Source organism: Tenacibaculum sp. FZY0031 (assembly GCF_036350695.1).
Taxonomy (GTDB): domain Bacteria; phylum Bacteroidota; class Bacteroidia; order Flavobacteriales; family Flavobacteriaceae; genus Polaribacter.
The window spans coordinates 274,176-295,247 of record NZ_JAZDVY010000007.1; the positions used below are offsets into that span (position 1 = coordinate 274,176).

Here is a 21,072-nt window from a genome sequence, read left to right on the forward strand (position 1 = left end):
TTTTAACTCATTTAAATTCAAATATATAATAAAGTCATTTATGAATTAAACTTCAAAATTTGAATCTACATGCTTCTTCACCAACTCCCTTAATGTTTCAATAGTTTCCCATTCAGTATTATTTCCTGAATCATACGCAAACCCCTCTGGAACATCTTTTCCTTCAAATTCTGTCTTATACTCTTCTTTTGTATAGGGTGTATAAGGAGATTTTTGAGGTAATATTGCATAATACTTCCCTAAATCTACTGTATTATATGAATCAGAAGAAGTTATCATTTCTTCGTGTAATTTCTCACCAGGCCTTACACCTACAACCCTATGTTCAATCTTTGGAGCTATTGCTTTAGCTACATCAGGAATTCTATATGACGGTATCTTAGGTACAAAAATCTCACCTCCCCATGCTTTTTCAATTGCGTAAAAAACCATTTCACAGCCATCTTCTAACGAAATATTAAAACGTGTCATTCTGTTATCTGTAATTGGTAAAAAATCAGCTCCATTTCTTTTTTTATTCAAAAAGAAAGGCATCACCGACCCGTTAGACCCCATTACATTTCCGTATCTTACTACTGAAAACTTAACATTTCTCTCTCCTTTTACATTATTTGCAGCTACGAACAGTTTATCTGAAGCCAGTTTAGTAGCTCCATACAAATTAATTGGTGCAGCCGCTTTATCAGTAGATAAGGCTACCACATTTTTCACACCACATTCCAAGGCTGCATCAATGACATTTTCAGCTCCATTTATATTCGTTTTTACACACTCCATTGGGTTATACTCGGCTAAATGCACATGTTTCATCGCAGCAGCATGAATAACTATATCTATTCCTTCAAATGCTCTTAACAAACGTGATTTATCTCTAACGTCTCCTATAAAATACCTTATTTGAGGGTGTTCTTTTTCAGAAAATTCTTGAGCCATTTGAAAATGTTTCTGTTCATCTCTTGAAAAAATAACTAACTTTTTCACACTAGGAAAACGTTCCATAATAAGCTTTGTAAACATTTTCCCAAACGAGCCTGTCCCCCCTGTTATCAAAATTGATTTATTGTTTAAATCTAACATATTTTAATTTTTTCTATTCAAAATTATCTTGTATTATGTTTGTTAATATCAATCTTTGACATTAACAAAAACTAAACATTACCTCCTTAATTTCCTTTTTTTTCACAAAATCAACTTAATTCTTTACATAAAACAGTGCTTGTTTCCTACATTCGTCAAACCAATATTCCTTATATCATGTACTATTTCTATCGACTGTCTTGCTTCTTGTAAACCAAAACCATTTCCTTTTAAGATTTCTTGATAGCTTATAGTATGGAGATCTGTAAAACCTGAACTAAATTCGATTTCTTCTCCATTTACCGTAATAGAACGATAAGTTCTTTGCCCTTTCTCTTGAATTTCTTTGGGTAAAGTAGTTTCATCAATTGATAAAAACCAACGAACTCGTGCTTTTTTAAATTCTAAATAGCCTGAAGCTTTGTGTTTCTCTCTAAGATGGACTTTATTTTCTTTTACATTTCCAAAAATCCAAGATAACATATCAAAAAAGTGTACTCCAATATTGGTTGCTATTCCTCCCGATTTACTCTCGTCACCTTTCCAAGAAACATCATACCAATTTCCTCGAGAAGTGATATAGGTTAAATCTACTTCGTACTTTTCTTTCTTGTTTTCCTTTTCAATTTTATTTTTTAATGTAATGATACTCGGGTGCAATCGTAATTGCAATATCGTATTGATGCTGTTTCCTGTCTCCTTTTCAATTGCTTCTAAGGCATCTACATTCCATGGATTTAACACCAACGGTTTTTCACAAATCGCATCGGCTCCTCTACGTAATGCCATACGGATATGGGAATCGTGTAAATAATTCGGTGTACAAATACTTACATAATCCAACTGAATGTTTTGCTGACGTTTTAATTTTTCAATATGACGATCGAAACGCTCAAACTCCACAAAAAAATCTGCTTTCGGGAAATAGCTATCCATAATCCCTACACTGTCATTTTTATCCAATGCAGCTAACAATACATTGTTTGTATCTTTAATCGCTTTTAAATGACGTGGAGCAATATATCCCGCAGCTCCTATGAGTGCAAAATTTTTCATTACAATGTTCTATCAACTAGTTCTTTTGGCAGCACTCCTTTAACGTCATATATCACAGCTCCATCTTTCATTATTGACTTTAAATCCAAGTCTTTATATTCATCATGCGCCACAGCTAATACTACTGCATCATATTTACCCTGTGGTAATTCTTTTACTGAATGTAAATTATATTCTCTCTTTACTTCTTCTACATCAGCCCAAGGATCATATATTGTAACATTGGTATTATACTCTTTCAAACTCTTTACCACATCTACTACCTTAGTATTACGTACATCGGGGCAATTTTCTTTAAACGTAATTCCTAACAGTAATACCTCAGCTTTTTTAATCTTGATATCTTTATCAATCATCAGTTTTATTACCTGAGAAGCGACATACTCTCCCATTCCGTCATTCATTCTTCTTCCTGCTAAAATAATCCCTGGATGATACCCAAACTCCTGTGCTTTTTGTGCTAAATAATACGGGTCTACTCCTATACAATGTCCTCCAACCAACCCTGGTTTGAATCGTAAGAAATTCCATTTGGTTCCAGCAGCTTCTAACACATCGTTTGTATTGATATTCATCAATCCGAAAATCTTTGCTAATTCATTTATAAAAGCGATATTAATATCTCTTTGAGAGTTTTCAATGACTTTTGACGCTTCCGCCACCTTAATTGTTGGTGCTAAATGCGTCCCTGCAGTAATTACAGATTTGTACAAGTCGTCTACTTTTTTTCCTATTTCAGGTGTAGACCCAGAAGTCACTTTTAAAATTTTCTCGACTGTGTGTTCTTTGTCTCCAGGATTGATTCGCTCTGGAGAATATCCACCATAAAAATCCTCATTGAATTTTAATCCAGAAACTTGTTCTAAAACCGGAATACATTCTTCCTCAGTAACCCCAGGGTATACTGTTGACTCATAGATAACAATATCCCCTTTTTTCAACACCTTTCCTACTGTCTCACTCGCTTTCACTAAAGGTATTAATACAGGACGATTATTCTTATCTACTGGCGTTGGCACTGTTACTATATAATAGTTACACTCTTTAATATCTTCTAATGAAGCTGAACAAAACAATCCTTTCTCATCCGAACTTTTTTCAACTAGCACCGACTGCAATACTTCATCCTCTACCTCTAAAGTAGCATCTACTCCAGACATTAACTCTGTAACCCTTTCCTTATTTATATCGAAACCAACAACAGAATATTTTGTTGCAAATAACCTCGCTAAAGGTAACCCTACATACCCTAACCCTATTACGGCAATTTTTTGATTATTCATATTTTCTACTTTCTAAGTCCGCAAACTTACAAAAATCTACATTAACAAAAGATTATATATAACAAAAAAGTCTCATCATAAATGATGAGACTTTTAGTTAGTGGGCGCGAAGGGATTCGAACCCCTGACCCCTTGGGTGTAAACCAAGTGCTCTGAACCAACTGAGCTACGCGCCCGTTTGCAATTAAATCCTTGTAAGAGTTGTGGGCGCGAAGGGATTCGAACCCCTGACCCCTTGGGTGTAAACCAAGTGCTCTGAACCAACTGAGCTACGCGCCCTTACTTGTTAATTGCGGGTGCAAATATATAACAGTTTTAGAGATTAACAATAACTTTTTTGCTTTTTTTTCTATAAAATTTCTGCCACCACAAATGTACTTCCTCCAACATAGATTACATCTCCTCTAGACGCATTTGCCTTTGCTTTTTCAAATGCCTGACTTACAGAATAAAACACCGCTCCAACCAGATTAAACTCGTTAGCTTGAACTTTTAATTCGTCTGCCAACAACCCACGAGGAATATTTGGTTTACAATAATAATAATTTGCATTTTTAGGAAACATTGGTAAAATTTCACTCAAATTCTTGTCTGAAACCACACCTAACACCATATGTAATTGTTTGTAATTTTCCTTTTTTAGTTGTTCTAAGGTATAAAAAAGCCCTTCTTTATTATGTGCTGTATCACAAATTATCTTCGGATTATACTGTAACACCTGCCAACGTCCTTTTAAATTCGTGTTTTTTACTACATTCAACAATCCGTTTTTAATATTTTCTTCAGAAACTTTAAATTCTTTTACTTGTTGAATCGCAGTTACAGCTGTAGTTATATTGTGCTTTTGATAGTCTCCTAATAAATCTGTCGTATAGTTTTGAGTTTTATCAGAAGCAAAAACTATTGGTGCTTCACACTCTTCCGCTTTAGCGATAAAAACATTTTCCGTTTCTTTTTGACGTTCACCAATAACCACTGGAGTATTCTTTTTAATTATCCCTGCTTTTTCAAACGCTATTTCTGGTAAGGTTTCTCCTAAAAACTGAGTATGGTCGAGCCCTATATTCGTGATTACCGAAACTTCAGGCATAATAATATTGGTAGAATCTAACCTTCCCCCTAAGCCAACCTCAATAACTGCTATATCAACTTTTTGGTTAGCAAATTCTTCAAAGGCCATTCCCACTGTCATTTCAAAGAATGACAATCCTTGTTTTTCTAAAAAGACTTTATTGTTTACTATAAAATCAATTACCGCATCTCTCGAAATTTCTTTTCCATTAATTCGAATACGCTCTGTGAAGTTTTTTAAATGCGGTGAAGTATACAAGCCAACTTTATAGCCTGCCTCTTGCAATATAGAAGCAAGCATATGACTGGTAGATCCTTTTCCGTTGGTTCCTCCTACATGAATCGTTTTAAATTTTTGTTGTGGATTCCCCAACTCTTCGCACAACGCAATAATATTGGTTAAATCTTTTTTAAATGCTGATTGTCCTTGACGTTGGTACATTGGTAACTGAGCAAACATCCAATCTAATACTTCTTGATAAGTCATTAAACAATTATATTGTAATTAAGGATTTTATAAACTAATTATGATATTCTTGATACCATTGTACAAAACGACGCACTCCTTCTGCTACTTTTACTTTAGGCTTATAAGTATAATCATTGATTAACTCATCTACATTTGCCCAAGTTCTTTTTACATCTCCCATCTGCATCGGTAACATTTCTTTGATAGCTTCTTTTCCTAAACTCGTTTCCATCTGTGTAATAAAATCCAACAGTTTTACAGAATCGTTATTACCTATATTATAGATTTTATATAATTCTCTATCTTCAATAGATTTTTCAATAACCCTTTTTACTCCTTCTACAATATCATCTATATAGGTAAAATCACGTTCCATATCTCCATTATTAAACACCTTGATCGGGCGATTGTTTGAAATCGCATCCGCAAAAAGGATTGGAGCCATATCAGGTCTTCCCCATGGTCCGTAAACGGTAAAAAATCGTAATCCTGTTGTCGGGATTTCATACAAATGACTATAGGTATACGCCATCAATTCGTTACTCTTTTTCGTTGCTGCATATAAACTCACAGGATTATCTACACTATCTTTTTCAGAAAATGGCACTTTTTTATTGGCTCCGTACACACTTGAACTACTCGCATACACCAAATGTTTAATCTCATGATATCTGCAACATTCTAAAATATTCAGAAAACCAACAATGTTACTTTGAATATACACATCAGGGTTTTCGATGCTATAACGAACCCCCGCTTGAGCTGCTAGATTACAAACAACATCAAATTTCTCTGAAATAAATAATTGAAATAACTCTTCTTTATCTTCTAAGTTTAATCTGATAAACTTAAAATTCTCTTTGGTATTACTAACAACTCCTTGATAAAAAACCTCAGCATTCTCTCTATCAATCCCCAATTCTTTTAATCGAGCATATTTTAAATTGATATCGTAATAATCATTGATATTATCAACCCCAACAACTGTATGTCCTTCTGCTAACAATCTTTCACTTAAATGAAACCCTATAAAACCGGCTGCTCCTGTAACTAAGATCTTCATTAATTCTTACCTATTTGATAATATTCAAATCCTCTTTCTTCTAAACTGTAACTATTGTACTGATTTCTTCCATCGAAAATAACAGGAGTTTTCAGTTGTTTTTCAATTTCTGAAAAGTCTGGAGAACGAAACTCTTTCCATTCTGTTAACAACACCAATGCATCAGCCTCCTGCAATACTTCGTACTTTGTGTTTTTGTAAGCTATATTTTCAACATCTTTTAAATAAAAATGTTGTGCTTCTTCCATTGCTTTGGGGTCATAGGCTTGTACTCTTGCTCCTCTTTTCACCAATTCTTTCACCACATAAATCGCTGGAGCTTCACGCATATCGTCAGTTCCTGGTTTAAACGCCAAACCCCAAAGACCGAACGTTTTTCCTGTTAAATTTTCTCCAAATCTTTTAATTATTTTTTCGGAAATCACATACTTCTGACGATTGTTTACATCTTCTACCGACTTAATCAGCTGTGCTTCGTATCCGTTTTCTTCCGCAATCTTTTTCAATGCTTTTACATCCTTTGGAAAGCAAGAGCCTCCGTATCCTGCTCCTGGATAAATGAAACTATACCCTATTCTTGAATCGGAACCAATTCCTGCTCGAACATTATTGACATCTGCTCCAACTCGTTCGCAAATATTTGCCATTTCATTCATAAAGGATATTTTTGTTGCTAACATTGCATTAGCAGCATACTTGGTCATTTCAGCAGAACGAACATCCATTCCTATAAAACGTTCGTGTGACATGGTAAATGGCGTGTATAACTGACGCATTTTTTCAAACGCATAATCAGATTCTGCTCCAATCACCACTCTGTCTGGCTTCATAAAATCGTTAATAGCATCTCCCTCTTTTAAGAACTCTGGGTTAGAAACTACATCGAATTCAATCGTTACATTTCTCTGATCTAATTCTGCTTGAATCGCTGCCTTTACTTTATCAGCTGTTCCTACTGGTACCGTAGATTTATCAACCACAATTAACCGGTGATTCATCTTCTGCCCTATTTCTTTTGCTACCGTTAACACATATTGTAAATCAGCTGAACCGTCTTCTCCCATCGGAGTTCCTACTGCTATAAAAACAATTTCAGTTTCTTCAATTGCCTCTTCTAGCTTTGTTGTAAAGAATAAGTTTTGCTTCTCCACATTTTTCAAAACCATTTTTTCTAATCCCGGTTCGTAGATAGGGATGATTCCTTGGTGTAGTTTGTTTATTTTTTCTTGGTCAATATCTACACAAGTAACTTTATTTCCCATTTCTGAAAAACAAGTCCCTGATACCAATCCTACATATCCTGTTCCAATAACAGTTAGTTTCATGTATTTGTATTTATTAATTTTTCAATAGTTGTTTTTACTTCGGCACAACCTAATTGAAAACATCATTATTCTAAATATTCAGCAAAGATATGTTATTTTGAAAGAGAAAACTTGTAGATAATAGTTCCTCGTTGCTTTGACGGTGCATTTCCATCAGCATTCCATTTAGTTCTTAAAGCTGCTTGTTTTGCTGGCTCTAACAAACATGGAGCTGAGTTTGTAGTTCCTTTTACCCCTGGGGTTGCTTTTATCACTCGTCCGTTTTGATCTACTTCAATACTTACCACCACTGTGCCTTCCTCTTGACAGTCTGGTTTTTTTATTGGTTTTAACAAAGCTTTTCTACCGGCAAGGTTATAATTCCCTCCAGAACCACTTCCTGAGCTTCCATAGTATTTATCTGAATTAGGATCTCCTTTTTCATTTCCTTTTACACCTGATTGTTTATCATCTCCTTCTCCTGTATTTGCACCATCTTTTGAAGTTCCATTTAATAGACTATTTAACGCATCTGTGGTTTCTTTTGATGGTTTTGGCTTTGGCTTCTCTTTAGGTTTTACTTCTTTTGGAGTTTCTTTTACAGCTTCTTTCTTTTCTACTTGTTTTTCAACAACTGGGACTTCTTCCGCTGTGTCATCTGTAATAATTTCTTCTTTGATAGTTTCTTCAGGAGTTTCTTCTACTTGTTCTTCCACTACTTCCTCTTGTTGTGACGTTGCTTGTGCCTTAGTTTTTTCAACAGGTTCTCCACTTCCTACTTCAGAGGCACCAAAATTAATCGCTAGGCCATATTCAATAGGTGGATCGAGATATTTCATTCCGTAATTGAATATTCCAATAATAAATAATATCAGAATAATTGCTGTAATAACAGCCGATTTACGTTTATGTTGGGTATCTAAAACTTTCATTTATTTGCCTTCAACAGCTAAAATCATTTTTAACTTGTTTCTATTCGCTATATCAATCACCTGCATTACATTTTTATATTGCACATTTTGATCACCACGAATAACCACTGTTTTCTTTTTGTCTACGCCTACCTTAGTTAGCAACTCCCTTTCTAAATTTACATTACTGACTTTTGTTTTATCTATGTAAAACGACGCATCATTTGTTATGGTTACTGCTACTGATGTATTGTTCTCTGTTTTACCTCCAGCTTTAGGCAACAAGACATCAATGGCACTTACTGTAACCAATGTTGATGTTAACATAAAAAATATCAATAACAAAAAAACAATATCAGTCATTGATGACATATTGAAATTTGGATTGACTTTATTTCTTCCTCGTAAATTCATTATACTGGTTCGTTTAATAAGTCTAAAAACTCAACAGATTTTGCTTCCATTTGATAAACAACCTTATCTGTACGAACTACTAAATGATTGTAAGCGATATATGCAATAATTCCTACTATTAATCCTGCTACAGTAGTTGTCATAGCTGTATACAAACCATCCGATAACATCTTAATATCAATTTGTCCTCCTGAATTTGCTATTTCATGAATCGCAACAATCATTCCAATTACAGTTCCTAAAAAACCTATCATTGGAGCAGCTCCTGCTATTGTTGCTAATACTGATACATTTCTTTCTAGTTTATAAACCTCTAGTTTTCCTGCATTCTCTATTGCTGTATTAATATCTTCCAAAGGTTTTCCTATTCTAGAAATTCCTTTTCCTATTAATCTGGCTGTTGGTGTTACGGTATTATCACAAAGTGATTTAGCACTATCTATTCTTCCATTGGTTACATGATCTCTAATTTGATCCATAAAATTAATATCAACTTTTGATGCTTCTTTAATAGCAAAAAAACGTTCAAAATAAATATAAAGAGCTACGGCTAATAACACGAATAACAAAGCGATAATGATTTGACCGCCTACACCTCCATCCATAATTAAATTATAGATTGATAAAGTTTTTTCTTGAGGTACTTCCTCTACCAACTCCTGAGTTTCTTGAAATAATAGCATGAATACTAAATTAGGATTTATATTATGTTTTCGCTATTTAACTAACGATTTCTTTTATTTAAAATTGTTTGATATAAAAAGTCTTCCTTACTTTTAACAATAAAGGAAGACTTTTACTTTTATTATACTTGATTACTCAAAAACAGCATTTTTGTAATCATAAAGACTAATAATTTTACACTAGTTCTTTCAATGCTATTTCAAAAGCTGTTTCACTTATGTGAGTTTTTGCTGCACTTTTAGCATGTGCTCTTTGTAACGCTTTTTTAATAGTATTTGATGTATCTTCAAAAATGGCTTGATCTGTCATTTCTACTCTACGCTCCATAAAGTATGCAAATACTCTTGCCATACCACAATTTGAAATAAAGTCTGGAATCAAACTTACTTTCTTATCTGTATCTTCCATAATAGATCCAAAGAAAATTTCTTTATCTGCAAACGGAACATTTGCTCCACAAGAGATAACTTCTAATCCTGAATTTATCATTTGGTTAATTTGCTCTTGAGTAACTAACCTTGAAGCTGCACATGGTGCAAAAACTTCACAAGGAAGATTCCAAACACGCTCATTCATCTCCTCAAATGGAATCATGTTTTCAGACACTAACGTATTCCCATCTTTATTTAAAAACATTTCTTGAATTTCTTCAAAAGAAAATCCTTCTTCTTTAATAACTCCTCCAACACGATCTATAATTCCTACTACTTTAGCTCCCATTTGTGCTAAATAATAAGCTGCTGCTGAACCTACATTACCAAAACCTTGTACTACAGCACGCTTTCCTTCTACTGTTCCTCCATAAATATCGTAGTAATGACGAACTGCTTCAGCAACTCCGTATCCAGTAATCATATCAGCTACTGTATATTTTCTAGCTACACTTGGTGATAAGCTTTCATCTTCTAATACCTTAATAACTCCATGACGTAACTGACCAATGCGGTTAATTTTATCTGCTTCAGTAGGCTTGAAATGTCCATTAAAAACTCCTTCTTGAGGATGCCAAACTCCACTATCTTCTGTAATCGGAATTACTTCATGGATTTCATCAACATTTAAGTCTCCTCCTGTTCCATAATAGTTTTTTAATAATGGTGCAACAGCTTTATACCAACGCTCTAAAACTCCTTTTTTACGAGGGTCTTGCGGATCAAAATTAATTCCTGATTTTGCCCCTCCAATTGCTGGTCCCGATACCGTAAATTTCACTTCCATAGTTTTAGCAAGTGACATTACTTCATATTTATCTAATCCTTTACGCATACGTGTACCACCACCAGCAGCACCTCCTCTTAACGAATTGATAACTGTCCAACCTTCTGCTTCTGTTTCAGGATCTTTCCAATTAAATACTATTTCTGGTTGTTTTTCTTCGTATTGCTTTAATAATTCTTTCATTGTTTAATGTTATAATAGATGATTTTCAACTTTATCTGTTTCTTTTTCATATTCAAAAAATTCGTTGTAATTATTCCCCTTAGGGGAAGCTAAAGTTGATTCATTATACTATAGGTTTTAATGTGTAGTTGTTACCGAACAAATTTATCATAAAAAACAACATTACTCAAGTACTTTATTTTTTTTATGTGGATAAAAAATATTTCCTGAAGAATGATCCTTCTTTGCCCCAGTAACTGACTGTAAACAGTTTACCTTATTTTGAACTTTTAACACGCCTAATAGCGCAAAAATCAACGCTTCTTTGTAATCGATAAGTTCTGTACTTACTTGTTTTATTTTTGTCTGTGCAAAAAATTCTATTCTCTTCATTAAAAACGTATTGAACGCTCCTCCTCCTGTTACTAAAATAGTAGCATCATTTTTAACAACATTCCCTATTTGCATCGCTACATGTTCTACAAAAGTTCTTAGAATAGTCGATATATCTGCTTCCTCTTTATCTATTAAAGGAAAAATAGTTGACTGTACCCATTCTAACCCCAACGATTTTGGAGGAAGCCCTTGATAAAAGGAAAGCGCATTCAATCGTCTTAATAATTCAACATTAATTTTTCCTTCTGAAGCCATTCTTCCATCATTATCATATTCTACTCCTATTTTACGTGTATAATAATTTAGCACAATATTTACAGGGCAGATATCAAAAGCTATCCTTCGTTTATTTTCTTCATAAGAAATGTTTGCAAAACCTCCTAAGTTTAAACAGTAATCATAATCGGAAAATAACAGCCTATCTCCAATAGGCACTAAAGGAGCTCCTTGTCCTCCTAACACTACATCTTGAGTTCTAAAATCACAAACAACATCTTTCTTAGTTATCGTCGCTATTTCTTGACCATTGCCTATTTGTAACGTTATTCCTACTTCTGGCTGATGCAAAATGGTATGCCCATGAGAAGCTATAAAATCTAATTTAGTGATACGGTGTTCTTTTATAAAGTTATTTAATATCTTTCCCAAGAATTTACCGTAATCAACATCTAAAATTTGTAAATCTTTCTTATCGTAATTTATAGCTTCTTGTAGTTTATTTTTCCATTGATTAGAATATGCTATTGTGTCTGCTTGTATAATTCTAAAATCTTTATATGAATTTTCATGTATTTTTATATATGCCAAATCTATTCCATCTAAAGAAGTTCCTGACATTAATCCGATACAATAAATATAGTTGTCTTGCATAAAGTAAAAATAGTAAGTCTATTGAAAAATTGCTATTAAAAAAGTATCTTTGAGCACATTTTTTACGAATTTAACAAAATATAAAATAGATAATGGATTTTAATCTTACAGAAGAGCATTTAATGATTCGTGATGCTGCACGTGATTTTGCTCAAACCGAATTATTGCCTGGAGTTATAGAAAGAGATGAAAAACAAGAGTTTCCTAATGAACTAGTTCGCAAAATGGGTGAGTTAGGGTTTATGGGAGTAATGGTAGATCCTAAATACGGAGGAAGTGGAATGGATGCTGTTTCTTACGTATTAATTATGGAAGAATTATCAAAAATTGATGCTTCTGCTTCAGTAATGGTTTCTGTAAACAATTCGTTAGTATGCTACGGTTTAGAAGCTTACGGAACAGAAGAACAAAAACAAAAGTACTTAACAAAATTAGCTACTGGTGAGCAAATAGGAGCTTTTTGTTTAAGTGAGCCAGAAGCGGGTTCTGATGCTACTTCGCAAGCAACTACTGCTGAAGACAAAGGTGATTACTATTTATTAAATGGTACTAAAAACTGGATTACTAATGGTGGGCGTGCTGATACTTATTTAGTAATCGCTCAAACTGATAGAGCTAAAGGTCATAGAGGAATCAATGCTTTTATTATTGAAAAAGGTATGGAAGGTTTCCACGTTGGACCGAAAGAAGACAAATTAGGTATCCGTGGTTCTGATACTCATACCTTACAGTTTAACGACGTAAAAGTTCCTAAAGAAAATCGTATTGGTGAAGACGGATTCGGATTCAAATTTGCCATGAAGACGTTATCTGGAGGACGTATTGGTATTGCTGCTCAAGCATTAGGTATTGCTGCTGGAGCTTATGAATTAGCGTTAAAATACTCTAAAGAGCGTAAAGCTTTTGGTACTGAAATTTGCAACCACCAAGCTATCGCTTTCAAATTAGCTGATATGTATACAGAAATTGCTGCGGCTCGTCACTTAGTAATGGCTGCTGCTTGCAAAAAAGATGCTGGTGAAAACTACGATCGTGAAGGTGCTATGGCAAAATTATATGCTTCTAAAGTAGCTATGGAACAAACTGTTGAAGCAGTTCAAATTCACGGAGGTAATGGTTTCGTAAAAGAATACCATGTAGAACGTTTAATGCGTGATGCTAAAATCACTCAAATTTATGAAGGAACTTCAGAAATTCAGAAAATTGTAATCTCAAGAAGTTTAATTAGAGATTAGTTTTTTCTCTTCAATATTATATCTAAATAAAAGCTCATTTAAAAAATGAGCTTTTATTTTTTTTAAATTCTTTGTAGTAACTTTGCCCAATAAATAAGCACCTATGTCAAATAAAAAATCCTACGGATTCATATCTGTAATTGTTCCTGTTTACAATGAAGAAGACAATGTAGTTCCTTTAACTAAACAGATTGATGATAGTTTAAAAGGATTCGATTATGAAATCATTTACATTGACGATTTTTCAACCGATAACACAAAGAAAAATGTTATTAACATGAACAACTCTAGAGTTGTTTTGGTTGAGTTACGTAAAAATTACGGACAAAGTTTAGCATTAGCTGCTGGTTTTGATCAAGCGAAAGGTGATTACATCGTTACCCTTGATGGTGACATGCAAAATGATCCGTCAGATATCCCTCATATGATTGAAAAAGCCGAATCTGAAGATTGGGATGTAGTTACAGGAATTAGAGCTAAAAGAAAAGACTCTTTTATTCGTACAATTCCTTCTAAAATTGCAAATTTTTTAATTAGAAGAGCCACTCGTTTAGATTTAAAAGATCAAGGGTGTGCGATAAAAGTATTTAAAAAAGAAATAGCTAAAGATTTAAACTTGTACGGTGAAATGCACCGCTTTATCAATCTTTTAGCGCATTTAAACGGAGCAAAAATTACTCAGGTTCCTGTAAAACATCATCCGAGAATCCATGGACAATCTAAATATGGGTTGGGAAGAACTGTAAAGGTGATCAATGACATCATATTAATTATCTTCCAAAGAAAATATATGCAACGCCCTGTACACCTTTTTGGTAACTTCGGGTTGTTTTTTATGTTCTTCGGATTAGCCATTAATTTCTACTTACTAATATTAAAATTATTGGGACAAGATATTTGGGGCAGACCTTTGTTAATTGTTGGTGTTATGCTAGTTATTATTAGCTTGCAATTTTTTACTGTAGGGATTATTACTGACTTGTTAATGAGAACTTATTATGAGTCGCAAAAAAAACGTCCTTATACTATTAGAAAAATTCATGTAAGTGAATAAGAAGCTTGTTAAAACCTTAGCCAAAATAGGAGTAAGCATCTTACTCTTATACTTGGTTTTTACAAAAATTGACTTTAACCAAGTCATCAAATTATATGAGACCTCCAATCCTTTTTACTTAGTATTGGCTATTTCATTATTTGTGATTTCACAGCTTGTTTCATCTTTACGATTAAATTACATTTTTCATCATAATCAATTTTACCTAAGTCAAGGTAGCAATTTAAAATTGTATTTTGTTGGGATGTTTTATAACTTCTTCATACCTGGAGGTGTAGGAGGAGATGCTTACAAAATATATATACTAAATAAACAATTTGGTTGGAAAACTAAACAGCTAACTAAATGTGTATTTGTTGATAGACTTATTGGTTTATTAGCCATTTTTTCTCTATTAATTTTAATGGGCGGGTATTTGTTTTTTTTCAACTCATTATTATTCTTAGTAAGTATCATTATAGCTTTAGCTTCTTTTTTTATAGCAAAGCTTATAATGGTTCGGATTTTTAAAAATAGTAACACATATTATAACTATAGTTTTGGTTATTCATTAGTTATTCAATTGTTACAAGTGGGTGTCATTGTTTGCATTATTAAAGCTTTTCAATTAAAGATAACTGGAATTATTAGTTATTGTTTTGTTTTTCTAATTTCATCAGTACTTTCAGTAGTTTCTTTTGCTGGATTTGGAGCAAGAGAGTATATCTTTTTAAAAGCCTCCTCCTTTTTAAATACCCAAGAAACAATTGCGACAAGTATTGGGCTCTCATTTAATATTATTACGGCTTTAATTTCTTTAATAGGATTGGCTTTTATTATAAGTAAGGTACGGTTAACAACTGTTTCACTCAATACATAATTTATGGACTTTTTTTACCAGCAAAAAAACATTAAATACCTTTATTTTTTAGTGGCAATCGTGTATGTTATAGGGTTATTTATTCCCTTAATGGCTAATGATTCTGCGCAACATGCCACAATGGCTATGCGCATGTATTTAAGTGATAATTTTTTTGAACTTTTAAAAGGTCCTAATCCTTATTTAGATAAACCGCATATGCATTTTTGGTTATCTGCTATTTCATTTAAAATTTTTGGCCTACACGAATGGGCTTACCGAATCCCAGCTTTATTGTTTACTGTTTTAGGAGCCTATTCTATTTATCAATTAACAGGGAAATTATATAGTAAAAGTGTTGCTCACTTTGGTTCTCTTATCTTCTTAACTAGTCAATCTATCATTTTAGCTAACCACGATGTTCGTACTGATGCTGTCTTAACTGGAGCAACTATTTTTGCTATTTGGCAATTGTTTGAATATGTTTCAACAAGAAAACTAGTTCCTATTATTTTAGGAGCTATTGGTATGGGAATCTCCTTTTCTACTAAAGGGTTTTATGGAGTTGGTATTATTTGTTTTGCCACAGTTTCACACATCGTTTATACTAGAAAATTTAATACAATATTCTCTTATAAAGTTCTTATAGGTTTGATTGCTTTCTTCCTTTCTATTACCCCTGTTGTATATGCTTACTATGTTCAATTTGGAATGGATGGTGTAAATTTTATTCTATGGAGTCAGAATGTTGAGAGAATAACAGCTACTGGTTTCAAGCAAAACAGTCCTGATTACTTTTTCTTTTTTCATTCTCTACTTTGGACTTTTTTACCTTGGGCTTTCTTAATGTACTATGGCTTGTATTATCAAATAAAAAAGTTAGTTGTAAACAAATTTAAACCTGTACAAGGTATAGAATTATTAACTATAGGTGGAGTATTAATTACCCTATTTATTATTAGCTTTTCAAAATTTAAATTACCACATTATTTAAATCCGTTATTAGCTTTATTAGCTGTTTTTACTGCTGGAATTTTATACAATCTTCAAAAGGACAATCAACAAAAAACACTGAAAATATTCTTAGGTGTTGTTTATTTTATGGTTTTAGTGTTAACTATTGCAGTTATTTTAATTTTATGCTGCACTTTTAACACTCCTTCTATTTTAATTATAGTGTTGAGTATTATTCTAGTATTAACAGTACTCATTAACTTAATTCAAAAAGAAGATTTTAGTAAAAAAATTGTTGTCAACTCAGTATTGCTAATGGTATTTGTAAATGTGGTACTTAACTCTTACTTCTACCCTGAATTATTACAATATCAAGGAGGAATAAAACTAGCAAACATTATTAATCAAAATGACACCATAAATGTAAAGGACATCTTTTTTTATGAGAATGATTATTCTTGGCCTTTAGATTTTTATACACAGAGAAATACTCCTCACATTACAAAAGAAGAATTAAAAAATATAGACAATGATGTTTGGATTGTCATCAGAAATATTCCTCTTGAAAAAGTAGAAAAAGAAGGCTTTGTTATAAAAGAAAAACATAGAGTTGATCATTTTAGAGTAACAAGGCTTAGCTTAAAATTTTTGAACCCTAAAACTAGGGAATCAAAATTAGGAAGTGCGTATTTATTGAAAATAGCGTCCAAAAAAGACACCGAATAAAATTTGTCACTTACTCTTTTTTAAATTCTACTTTATGTAAATGTAACCCAGAAGCTGGTGCGATGGTTTTCATAAAATCGATATCACTTTTTTCTGGTCTTAAACTTTTTTTGATAAATTCTAAATCGTAGTTCCCTTTACCTAATTCAGCTAAAGTTCCCATGATTAGACGAATTTGATTCCGTAAAAACCCACTCCCTCTAATAACCAACACAAAACTTTTCTCTGGGAAAAAAGAAGCGGATAATTCCGTATTTTCTTCTATTTTACATACATCAATACTACGCGCTACTTTGGTTTCTGCTGATGGTTTGGTGCAATAATGTTTAAAATTATGAAAACCTTCAAACAATCGTGCACCTTCTTTCATCAATTCAACATCTAATTCATCTAAATACCCCGTTAAAAAAGGAGCGCAGTAGGGATGATTTTTCTTTCCAAAGGAAAAGTAATAACGATACTCTTTTACTTTAGGATGCTGAATGATATTAAACTCTTCATCGTGAAGTTGCTCTACAGCTAACACTCGAATATCAGAAGGTGAATTTCGATTGAAGTCTTCTATAAAGAAAGCTTCGTTTAATTTTTCATCAATAAACAACTGAAAATAATAATTAGTCGAGGAAACTTTTGCATCCGTTCTCCCAACTCCTACGGACTTACATCGAATTCCTTTACACACAAACTTTAATGTCTTGTCAACAAAAAAATGAACTGTTTTTAAATTAGGTTGTTTTTGCCAACCGTGTAAGCGAAAACCCAAATATTGAAACCGTACTAAATAAGCATATTTATAATTCATACTATAATAACTCGTACGATTGTTTTGCAATTTCCAATTCTTCGTTTGTTGGAATTACCAATACTTTTACTTTCGATGTTTCTTTGTGTATTTCTATTAATTGTTTTGCTCGAATAGCATTCTTTTCTATATCCATTTCAATGCCTAAATACTCCATATCTGTACAGACTAATCTTCGAATCACATCAGAATTTTCACCAATACCTGCCGTGAATACAATTGCATCCAAACCATTCATTGCTGCAACGTAAGAACCTATGTATTTTTTTATTCTATAAGCATTCATATCCAATGCTAACTGACAGTTTTTATTTCCTTTTGCTGCTGCTGCTTCAATATCACGTAAATCACTAAATCCTGTTAAACCTAGCATTCCGCTTTCTTTTTGTAACATATTGTTTACATCATCAACATCGTATCCTAAATTATTTATCAAATAGAAAATTAAAGAATGGTCTATATCTCCAGAACGAGTCCCCATAATTAACCCTGTAACAGGGCCAAATCCTAAACTATGATCAATACTCTTTCCATTTTCAACCGCTGTAATGCTACATCCATTACCTAAGTGAATCGTAATAATTTTTGAGTGTTTTTTTTGAAGGTACTCATTTGCTTTTTCCGACACGTATTTATGACTCGTACCATGAAACCCATACAAGCGAATTCTATGCTCATCTAAAAATTTATTAGGAATTGCATATTTATAAGCCTCAACTGGTATGGTTTGATGAAATGCTGTATCAAAAACGGCTACTTGTTGTGCATTCTTAAAAATAGCTTCAGATACCCTAATCCCTTCTAAGTTTGCTGGATTATGTAATGGCGCTAATGAAAATAACGATTCTATTTTCTTTTTAACCTCTTCTGTTACTATAGTTGTTTTTGTAAAGGTGCTACCTCCATGCACTACTCGGTGCCCAACAATTTTAATTTCATCTGTAGAAGAAATTACTCCTACTTTTTTATCTAACAATAAATCAACTACTCTTTCTAAACCTGATTTATGATCTGTAATAATTACCTCTTCTTCTACTTTAGTATTGTTAGATTTATAGTGAACCTTCCCCAACTCTAAACCAATTCTTTCTATCAATCCTGAACAAAGTACTTCTTGTTGAGGCATTTCAAACAATTGATATTTTATTGAGGAACTTCCTGAATTTATGACTAAAACTTTCATCTATTTTAAATTAATGAGCAAGCTATTCTTGCGCTTGAATTGCAGTTAAAATTACAGTATTAAAAATATCATCAACCGTACAACCTCTACTTAAATCGTTTACAGGTTTATTCAACCCTTGCAACATTGGTCCGATTGCCAAAGCTCCTGTTTCCCGCTGTACTGCCTTATAAGTATTATTTCCGGTATTTAAATCCGGAAAAATTAACACATTGGCTTGACCTGCAACTTCTGAATTTGGTAATTTCTTTTTTCCTACGGAAGGATCAACCGCTGCATCGTACTGAATTGGTCCCTCTACTTTTAAATCTGGACGCTTTTCCTTCACAATTTCAGTAGCTCTTCTAACCGTATCTACATCTGCTCCTTTTCCTGAAGTACCTGATGAATATGATAACATAGCTATTTTAGGATCTATACCAAATGCAATACTCGAATCTGCTGAAGAAATTGCAATTTCTGCTAATTCTTCAGCTGTTGGGTTCGGGTTAATGGCACAGTCTCCAAATACAGAAACTCTATCCTCTAAACACATAAAGAAAATTGATGAAACGACTGAAAACCCAGGTTTCGTTTTTACAAACTGTAAAGCTGGTTTTATAGTATGTTGAGTAGTATGTGCTGCCCCAGAGACCATTCCATCTGCAATTCCTTTGTACACCATCATTGTTCCAAAATAAGAAACATCTCCCATTAAATCTTCTGCCATGGCTGGACTCAATCCTTTGTGTTTTCTCAATTCATATAACGTGTTGGAAAAATCTGCAAAGTATTCAGATTCAATTGGGTTGATAATTTCAGTTTTATCGAAATCAAAAGGAATATTTAATCGTTTGACTGAAGCTTCTATATTTACTCTTTTTCCTAATATTGTTAACTTAACAACGTCTGTTTTTTGTAGTTGGGAAGCGGCTATTAAAATTCTATCATCATTTCCCTCAGGTAATACTATATGCTTGCGAGCTTCCTTAGCCTTTTTTAATAAGTTATATTGAAACATTCTTGGTGTTAATGCTTCAGAGCCTTTATAGCTAGCTAGTTTTTCATTCAAACTTGCTACATCAACATATTTTTCAAACATGCTGATTGATATTTTTATTTTATCTACATTCTCAGCATAAATGTGTGAACGAACGGCACCTAATCTTGAGGCAATACTAAATGTTCCGTCCTTTACCCAAAGGATAGGTACTATCTTTTCCAACCCTTCTATTAACTTAATAATAGAAGAATTTAATTCCATCCCCCCTGTAAGAATAATTCCCGATATAGATGGGTAATTACTAGAAATATTCGCTTGTAATGTTCCTAACAAAATATCTGACCTATCTGCAGGAGTTACGACAACACTATCATCAGTTAAGTGATGTAAAAAATGTGATAATTGCATTGCTCCAACTTTTATATCACCTGTTGTATTGTTTAGGAACTCTTCTCCAAATAAAATTTCTCCTTCAACTTCCATTAAAAACTCCTTAATTGTTGGATTATTTAATTTTTGGTCAATAGGAATGGCATTAACAGAAACTGACTTTGGCAAGTTAACACCAACTTCTTCTACTATAATTGGAATATTTTTTTCTTGTACTTTGTTTGCCACAACTGCAATGACCTGTACATCTTTGTTTATAAAAGAATCATAGGTTAATCGTAAGCTTTGTATAAAATCTTCAAGTGATTTATTTACACCTCCTGAAACGATAATTACAGGCGCTCCTATATTTTTTGCGATAAGAACGTTTAAATCCATCTCTATCACAGCTCCATGATCAGAAAAATCTGTTCCTTCAATAATTACAAAATCATTTTCCTCTTCTAATGTCTTGTACTTTTCTATTATCTTATTAATTACTTCGTCCTCTTGATCATCATTTAGCATCCTAATTAATTCTGACCTAGTAAAAGCATAACAATCTTCATAGCTACTGTTTAAATTGAAGTAATTAAGCACTGTATTTATATGATTATCCTTCTTATTTCCTATTGGATTGTCTATTATAGGTCTAAAATAACCCACTTTAGGTTTTTTACGAAGTAATAGCTGCATCAATCCCAAACTCAGCATAGATTTTCCTGAATTAGCATCACTAGCAGCGATATAAATTGATTTGTTCATGTTCTTCCTTTTTAAGGCAAAATTACTTCTTTTAAAATTATAAAAGTAACGAGGGAAGAATTAAAACCTACGAAGTATTCTTTTTTAAAAAGTTATTATATATAAAAACAAAAAAACCTCAATCTAATCAAAGATTGAGGTTTGTTAAAGAAAGGCAACGACCTACTCTCCCACCAGTGGCAGTAC

Annotated in this window: 18 protein-coding genes and 2 tRNA genes; 4 read left to right on the forward strand and 16 right to left on the reverse strand. The window is 32.9% G+C overall.

Annotated elements, in window-relative coordinates:
- Positions 1–45 precede the first annotated feature (45 nt).
- The 13 genes from pseB to V1T75_RS12125 form a co-directional block, all read right to left on the reverse strand.
- Positions 46–1,077, reverse strand: a complete 1,032-nt coding sequence (gene pseB / locus V1T75_RS12065; protein WP_330488778.1) for a UDP-N-acetylglucosamine 4,6-dehydratase (inverting) — start codon at positions 1,075–1,077, stop codon at positions 46–48.
- Positions 1,078–1,200: 123 nt separating this feature from the next.
- Positions 1,201–2,133 (reverse strand): Gfo/Idh/MocA family oxidoreductase, encoded by a 933-nt coding sequence (locus V1T75_RS12070; RefSeq protein ID WP_330488779.1) that lies wholly within the window; start codon positions 2,131–2,133, stop codon positions 1,201–1,203.
- A complete protein-coding gene (locus V1T75_RS12075) occupies positions 2,133–3,416 on the reverse strand; it encodes a nucleotide sugar dehydrogenase (RefSeq protein WP_330488780.1) in 1,284 nt (427 codons plus the stop codon). The genes V1T75_RS12070 and V1T75_RS12075 overlap by 1 nt, the downstream gene beginning before the upstream one ends.
- Positions 3,417–3,517: 101 nt before the next feature.
- Positions 3,518–3,592, reverse strand: a tRNA-Val gene (locus V1T75_RS12080).
- 28 nt (positions 3,593–3,620) lie between these two features.
- Positions 3,621–3,695: transfer RNA gene (locus V1T75_RS12085), tRNA-Val, on the reverse strand.
- Positions 3,696–3,765: 70 nt separating this feature from the next.
- The gene (locus V1T75_RS12090; protein ID WP_330488781.1) at positions 3,766–4,974 is read right to left on the reverse strand and encodes a bifunctional folylpolyglutamate synthase/dihydrofolate synthase; all 1,209 of its coding nucleotides are present in this window, start codon (positions 4,972–4,974) and stop codon (positions 3,766–3,768) included.
- 34 nt (positions 4,975–5,008) lie between these two features.
- Entirely contained in the window at positions 5,009–6,019 is a 1,011-nt protein-coding gene (locus V1T75_RS12095) for an NAD-dependent epimerase (RefSeq protein WP_330488782.1), read from the reverse strand.
- Positions 6,019–7,344 carry a UDP-glucose dehydrogenase family protein gene (locus V1T75_RS12100; protein ID WP_330488783.1) on the reverse strand — a complete coding sequence of 442 codons (1,326 nt, stop codon included), beginning with the start codon at positions 7,342–7,344 and terminating at the stop codon, positions 6,019–6,021. The genes V1T75_RS12095 and V1T75_RS12100 overlap by 1 nt, the downstream gene beginning before the upstream one ends.
- A gap of 92 nt (positions 7,345–7,436) precedes the next feature.
- On the reverse strand, positions 7,437–8,255 hold the full coding sequence (locus V1T75_RS12105; RefSeq protein ID WP_330488784.1) for an energy transducer TonB: 819 nt from the start codon (positions 8,253–8,255) through the stop codon (positions 7,437–7,439).
- Positions 8,256–8,648, reverse strand: coding sequence for an ExbD/TolR family protein (locus V1T75_RS12110; RefSeq protein ID WP_330488785.1), 393 nt, complete (start codon positions 8,646–8,648; stop codon positions 8,256–8,258).
- The gene (locus tag V1T75_RS12115; RefSeq protein WP_330488786.1) at positions 8,648–9,331 is read right to left on the reverse strand and encodes a MotA/TolQ/ExbB proton channel family protein; all 684 of its coding nucleotides are present in this window, start codon (positions 9,329–9,331) and stop codon (positions 8,648–8,650) included. Before V1T75_RS12115 ends, V1T75_RS12110 begins: the two co-directional genes overlap by 1 nt.
- Before the next feature lie 175 nt (positions 9,332–9,506).
- Positions 9,507–10,733, reverse strand: a complete 1,227-nt coding sequence (locus V1T75_RS12120) for a Glu/Leu/Phe/Val dehydrogenase dimerization domain-containing protein (RefSeq protein ID WP_330488787.1) — start codon at positions 10,731–10,733, stop codon at positions 9,507–9,509.
- Positions 10,734–10,895: 162 nt separating this feature from the next.
- The gene (locus tag V1T75_RS12125; RefSeq protein ID WP_330488788.1) at positions 10,896–11,978 is read right to left on the reverse strand and encodes an anhydro-N-acetylmuramic acid kinase; all 1,083 of its coding nucleotides are present in this window, start codon (positions 11,976–11,978) and stop codon (positions 10,896–10,898) included.
- Positions 11,979–12,070: 92 nt separating this feature from the next.
- Between V1T75_RS12125 and V1T75_RS12130 the strand changes: the two genes are divergently transcribed.
- From V1T75_RS12130 to V1T75_RS12145, 4 genes are all read left to right on the forward strand, one after another.
- Positions 12,071–13,213 carry an acyl-CoA dehydrogenase gene (locus tag V1T75_RS12130; RefSeq protein ID WP_330488789.1) on the forward strand — a complete coding sequence of 381 codons (1,143 nt, stop codon included), beginning with the start codon at positions 12,071–12,073 and terminating at the stop codon, positions 13,211–13,213.
- 103 nt (positions 13,214–13,316) lie between these two features.
- Positions 13,317–14,267, forward strand: coding sequence for a glycosyltransferase family 2 protein (locus V1T75_RS12135; protein ID WP_330488790.1), 951 nt, complete (start codon positions 13,317–13,319; stop codon positions 14,265–14,267).
- Positions 14,260–15,126, forward strand: a complete 867-nt coding sequence (locus V1T75_RS12140) for a lysylphosphatidylglycerol synthase transmembrane domain-containing protein (protein WP_330488791.1) — start codon at positions 14,260–14,262, stop codon at positions 15,124–15,126. The genes V1T75_RS12135 and V1T75_RS12140 overlap by 8 nt, the downstream gene beginning before the upstream one ends.
- A 3-nt stretch (positions 15,127–15,129) precedes the next feature.
- The gene (locus V1T75_RS12145; RefSeq protein ID WP_330488792.1) at positions 15,130–16,785 is read left to right on the forward strand and encodes an ArnT family glycosyltransferase; all 1,656 of its coding nucleotides are present in this window, start codon (positions 15,130–15,132) and stop codon (positions 16,783–16,785) included.
- A gap of 10 nt (positions 16,786–16,795) precedes the next feature.
- On the opposite strand, the gene V1T75_RS12150 is transcribed toward V1T75_RS12145, so the two are convergent.
- Genes V1T75_RS12150 through pta form a run of 3 tightly spaced genes read right to left on the reverse strand, consistent with a single transcriptional unit; the run spans position 16,796 to position 20,886 of the window.
- Positions 16,796–17,587 carry a tRNA pseudouridine synthase A gene (locus V1T75_RS12150; protein WP_330488793.1) on the reverse strand — a complete coding sequence of 264 codons (792 nt, stop codon included), beginning with the start codon at positions 17,585–17,587 and terminating at the stop codon, positions 16,796–16,798.
- 1 nt (position 17,588) lies between these two features.
- Complete coding sequence (locus tag V1T75_RS12155; RefSeq protein WP_330488794.1) at positions 17,589–18,770, reverse strand: acetate/propionate family kinase; 1,182 nt, start codon at positions 18,768–18,770, stop codon at positions 17,589–17,591.
- Between the two features lie 22 nt (positions 18,771–18,792).
- The gene (gene pta / locus V1T75_RS12160) at positions 18,793–20,886 is read right to left on the reverse strand and encodes a phosphate acetyltransferase (RefSeq protein WP_330488795.1); all 2,094 of its coding nucleotides are present in this window, start codon (positions 20,884–20,886) and stop codon (positions 18,793–18,795) included.
- Positions 20,887–21,072 lie beyond the last annotated feature (186 nt).

Excerpts from the sequence above, each read along its gene's own strand:
- pseB (WP_330488778.1), bottom strand. The coding sequence starts at position 1,077 with ATGTTAGATTTAAACAATAAATCAATTTTGATAACAGGGGGGACAGGC.
- V1T75_RS12070 (WP_330488779.1), bottom strand. The coding sequence starts at position 2,133 with ATGAAAAATTTTGCACTCATAGGAGCTGCGGGATATATTGCTCCACGT.
- V1T75_RS12075 (WP_330488780.1), bottom strand. The coding sequence starts at position 3,416 with ATGAATAATCAAAAAATTGCCGTAATAGGGTTAGGGTATGTAGGGTTA.
- V1T75_RS12090 (WP_330488781.1), bottom strand. The coding sequence starts at position 4,974 with ATGACTTATCAAGAAGTATTAGATTGGATGTTTGCTCAGTTACCAATG.
- V1T75_RS12095 (WP_330488782.1), bottom strand. The coding sequence starts at position 6,019 with ATGAAGATCTTAGTTACAGGAGCAGCCGGTTTTATAGGGTTTCATTTA.
- V1T75_RS12100 (WP_330488783.1), bottom strand. The coding sequence starts at position 7,344 with ATGAAACTAACTGTTATTGGAACAGGATATGTAGGATTGGTATCAGGG.
- V1T75_RS12105 (WP_330488784.1), bottom strand. The coding sequence starts at position 8,255 with ATGAAAGTTTTAGATACCCAACATAAACGTAAATCGGCTGTTATTACA.
- V1T75_RS12110 (WP_330488785.1), bottom strand. The coding sequence starts at position 8,648 with ATGAATTTACGAGGAAGAAATAAAGTCAATCCAAATTTCAATATGTCA.
- V1T75_RS12115 (WP_330488786.1), bottom strand. The coding sequence starts at position 9,331 with ATGCTATTATTTCAAGAAACTCAGGAGTTGGTAGAGGAAGTACCTCAA.
- V1T75_RS12120 (WP_330488787.1), bottom strand. The coding sequence starts at position 10,733 with ATGAAAGAATTATTAAAGCAATACGAAGAAAAACAACCAGAAATAGTA.
- V1T75_RS12125 (WP_330488788.1), bottom strand. The coding sequence starts at position 11,978 with ATGCAAGACAACTATATTTATTGTATCGGATTAATGTCAGGAACTTCT.
- V1T75_RS12130 (WP_330488789.1), top strand. The coding sequence starts at position 12,071 with ATGGATTTTAATCTTACAGAAGAGCATTTAATGATTCGTGATGCTGCA.
- V1T75_RS12135 (WP_330488790.1), top strand. The coding sequence starts at position 13,317 with ATGTCAAATAAAAAATCCTACGGATTCATATCTGTAATTGTTCCTGTT.
- V1T75_RS12145 (WP_330488792.1), top strand. The coding sequence starts at position 15,130 with ATGGACTTTTTTTACCAGCAAAAAAACATTAAATACCTTTATTTTTTA.
- V1T75_RS12150 (WP_330488793.1), bottom strand. The coding sequence starts at position 17,587 with ATGAATTATAAATATGCTTATTTAGTACGGTTTCAATATTTGGGTTTT.
- V1T75_RS12155 (WP_330488794.1), bottom strand. The coding sequence starts at position 18,770 with ATGAAAGTTTTAGTCATAAATTCAGGAAGTTCCTCAATAAAATATCAA.
- pta (WP_330488795.1), bottom strand. The coding sequence starts at position 20,886 with ATGAACAAATCAATTTATATCGCTGCTAGTGATGCTAATTCAGGAAAA.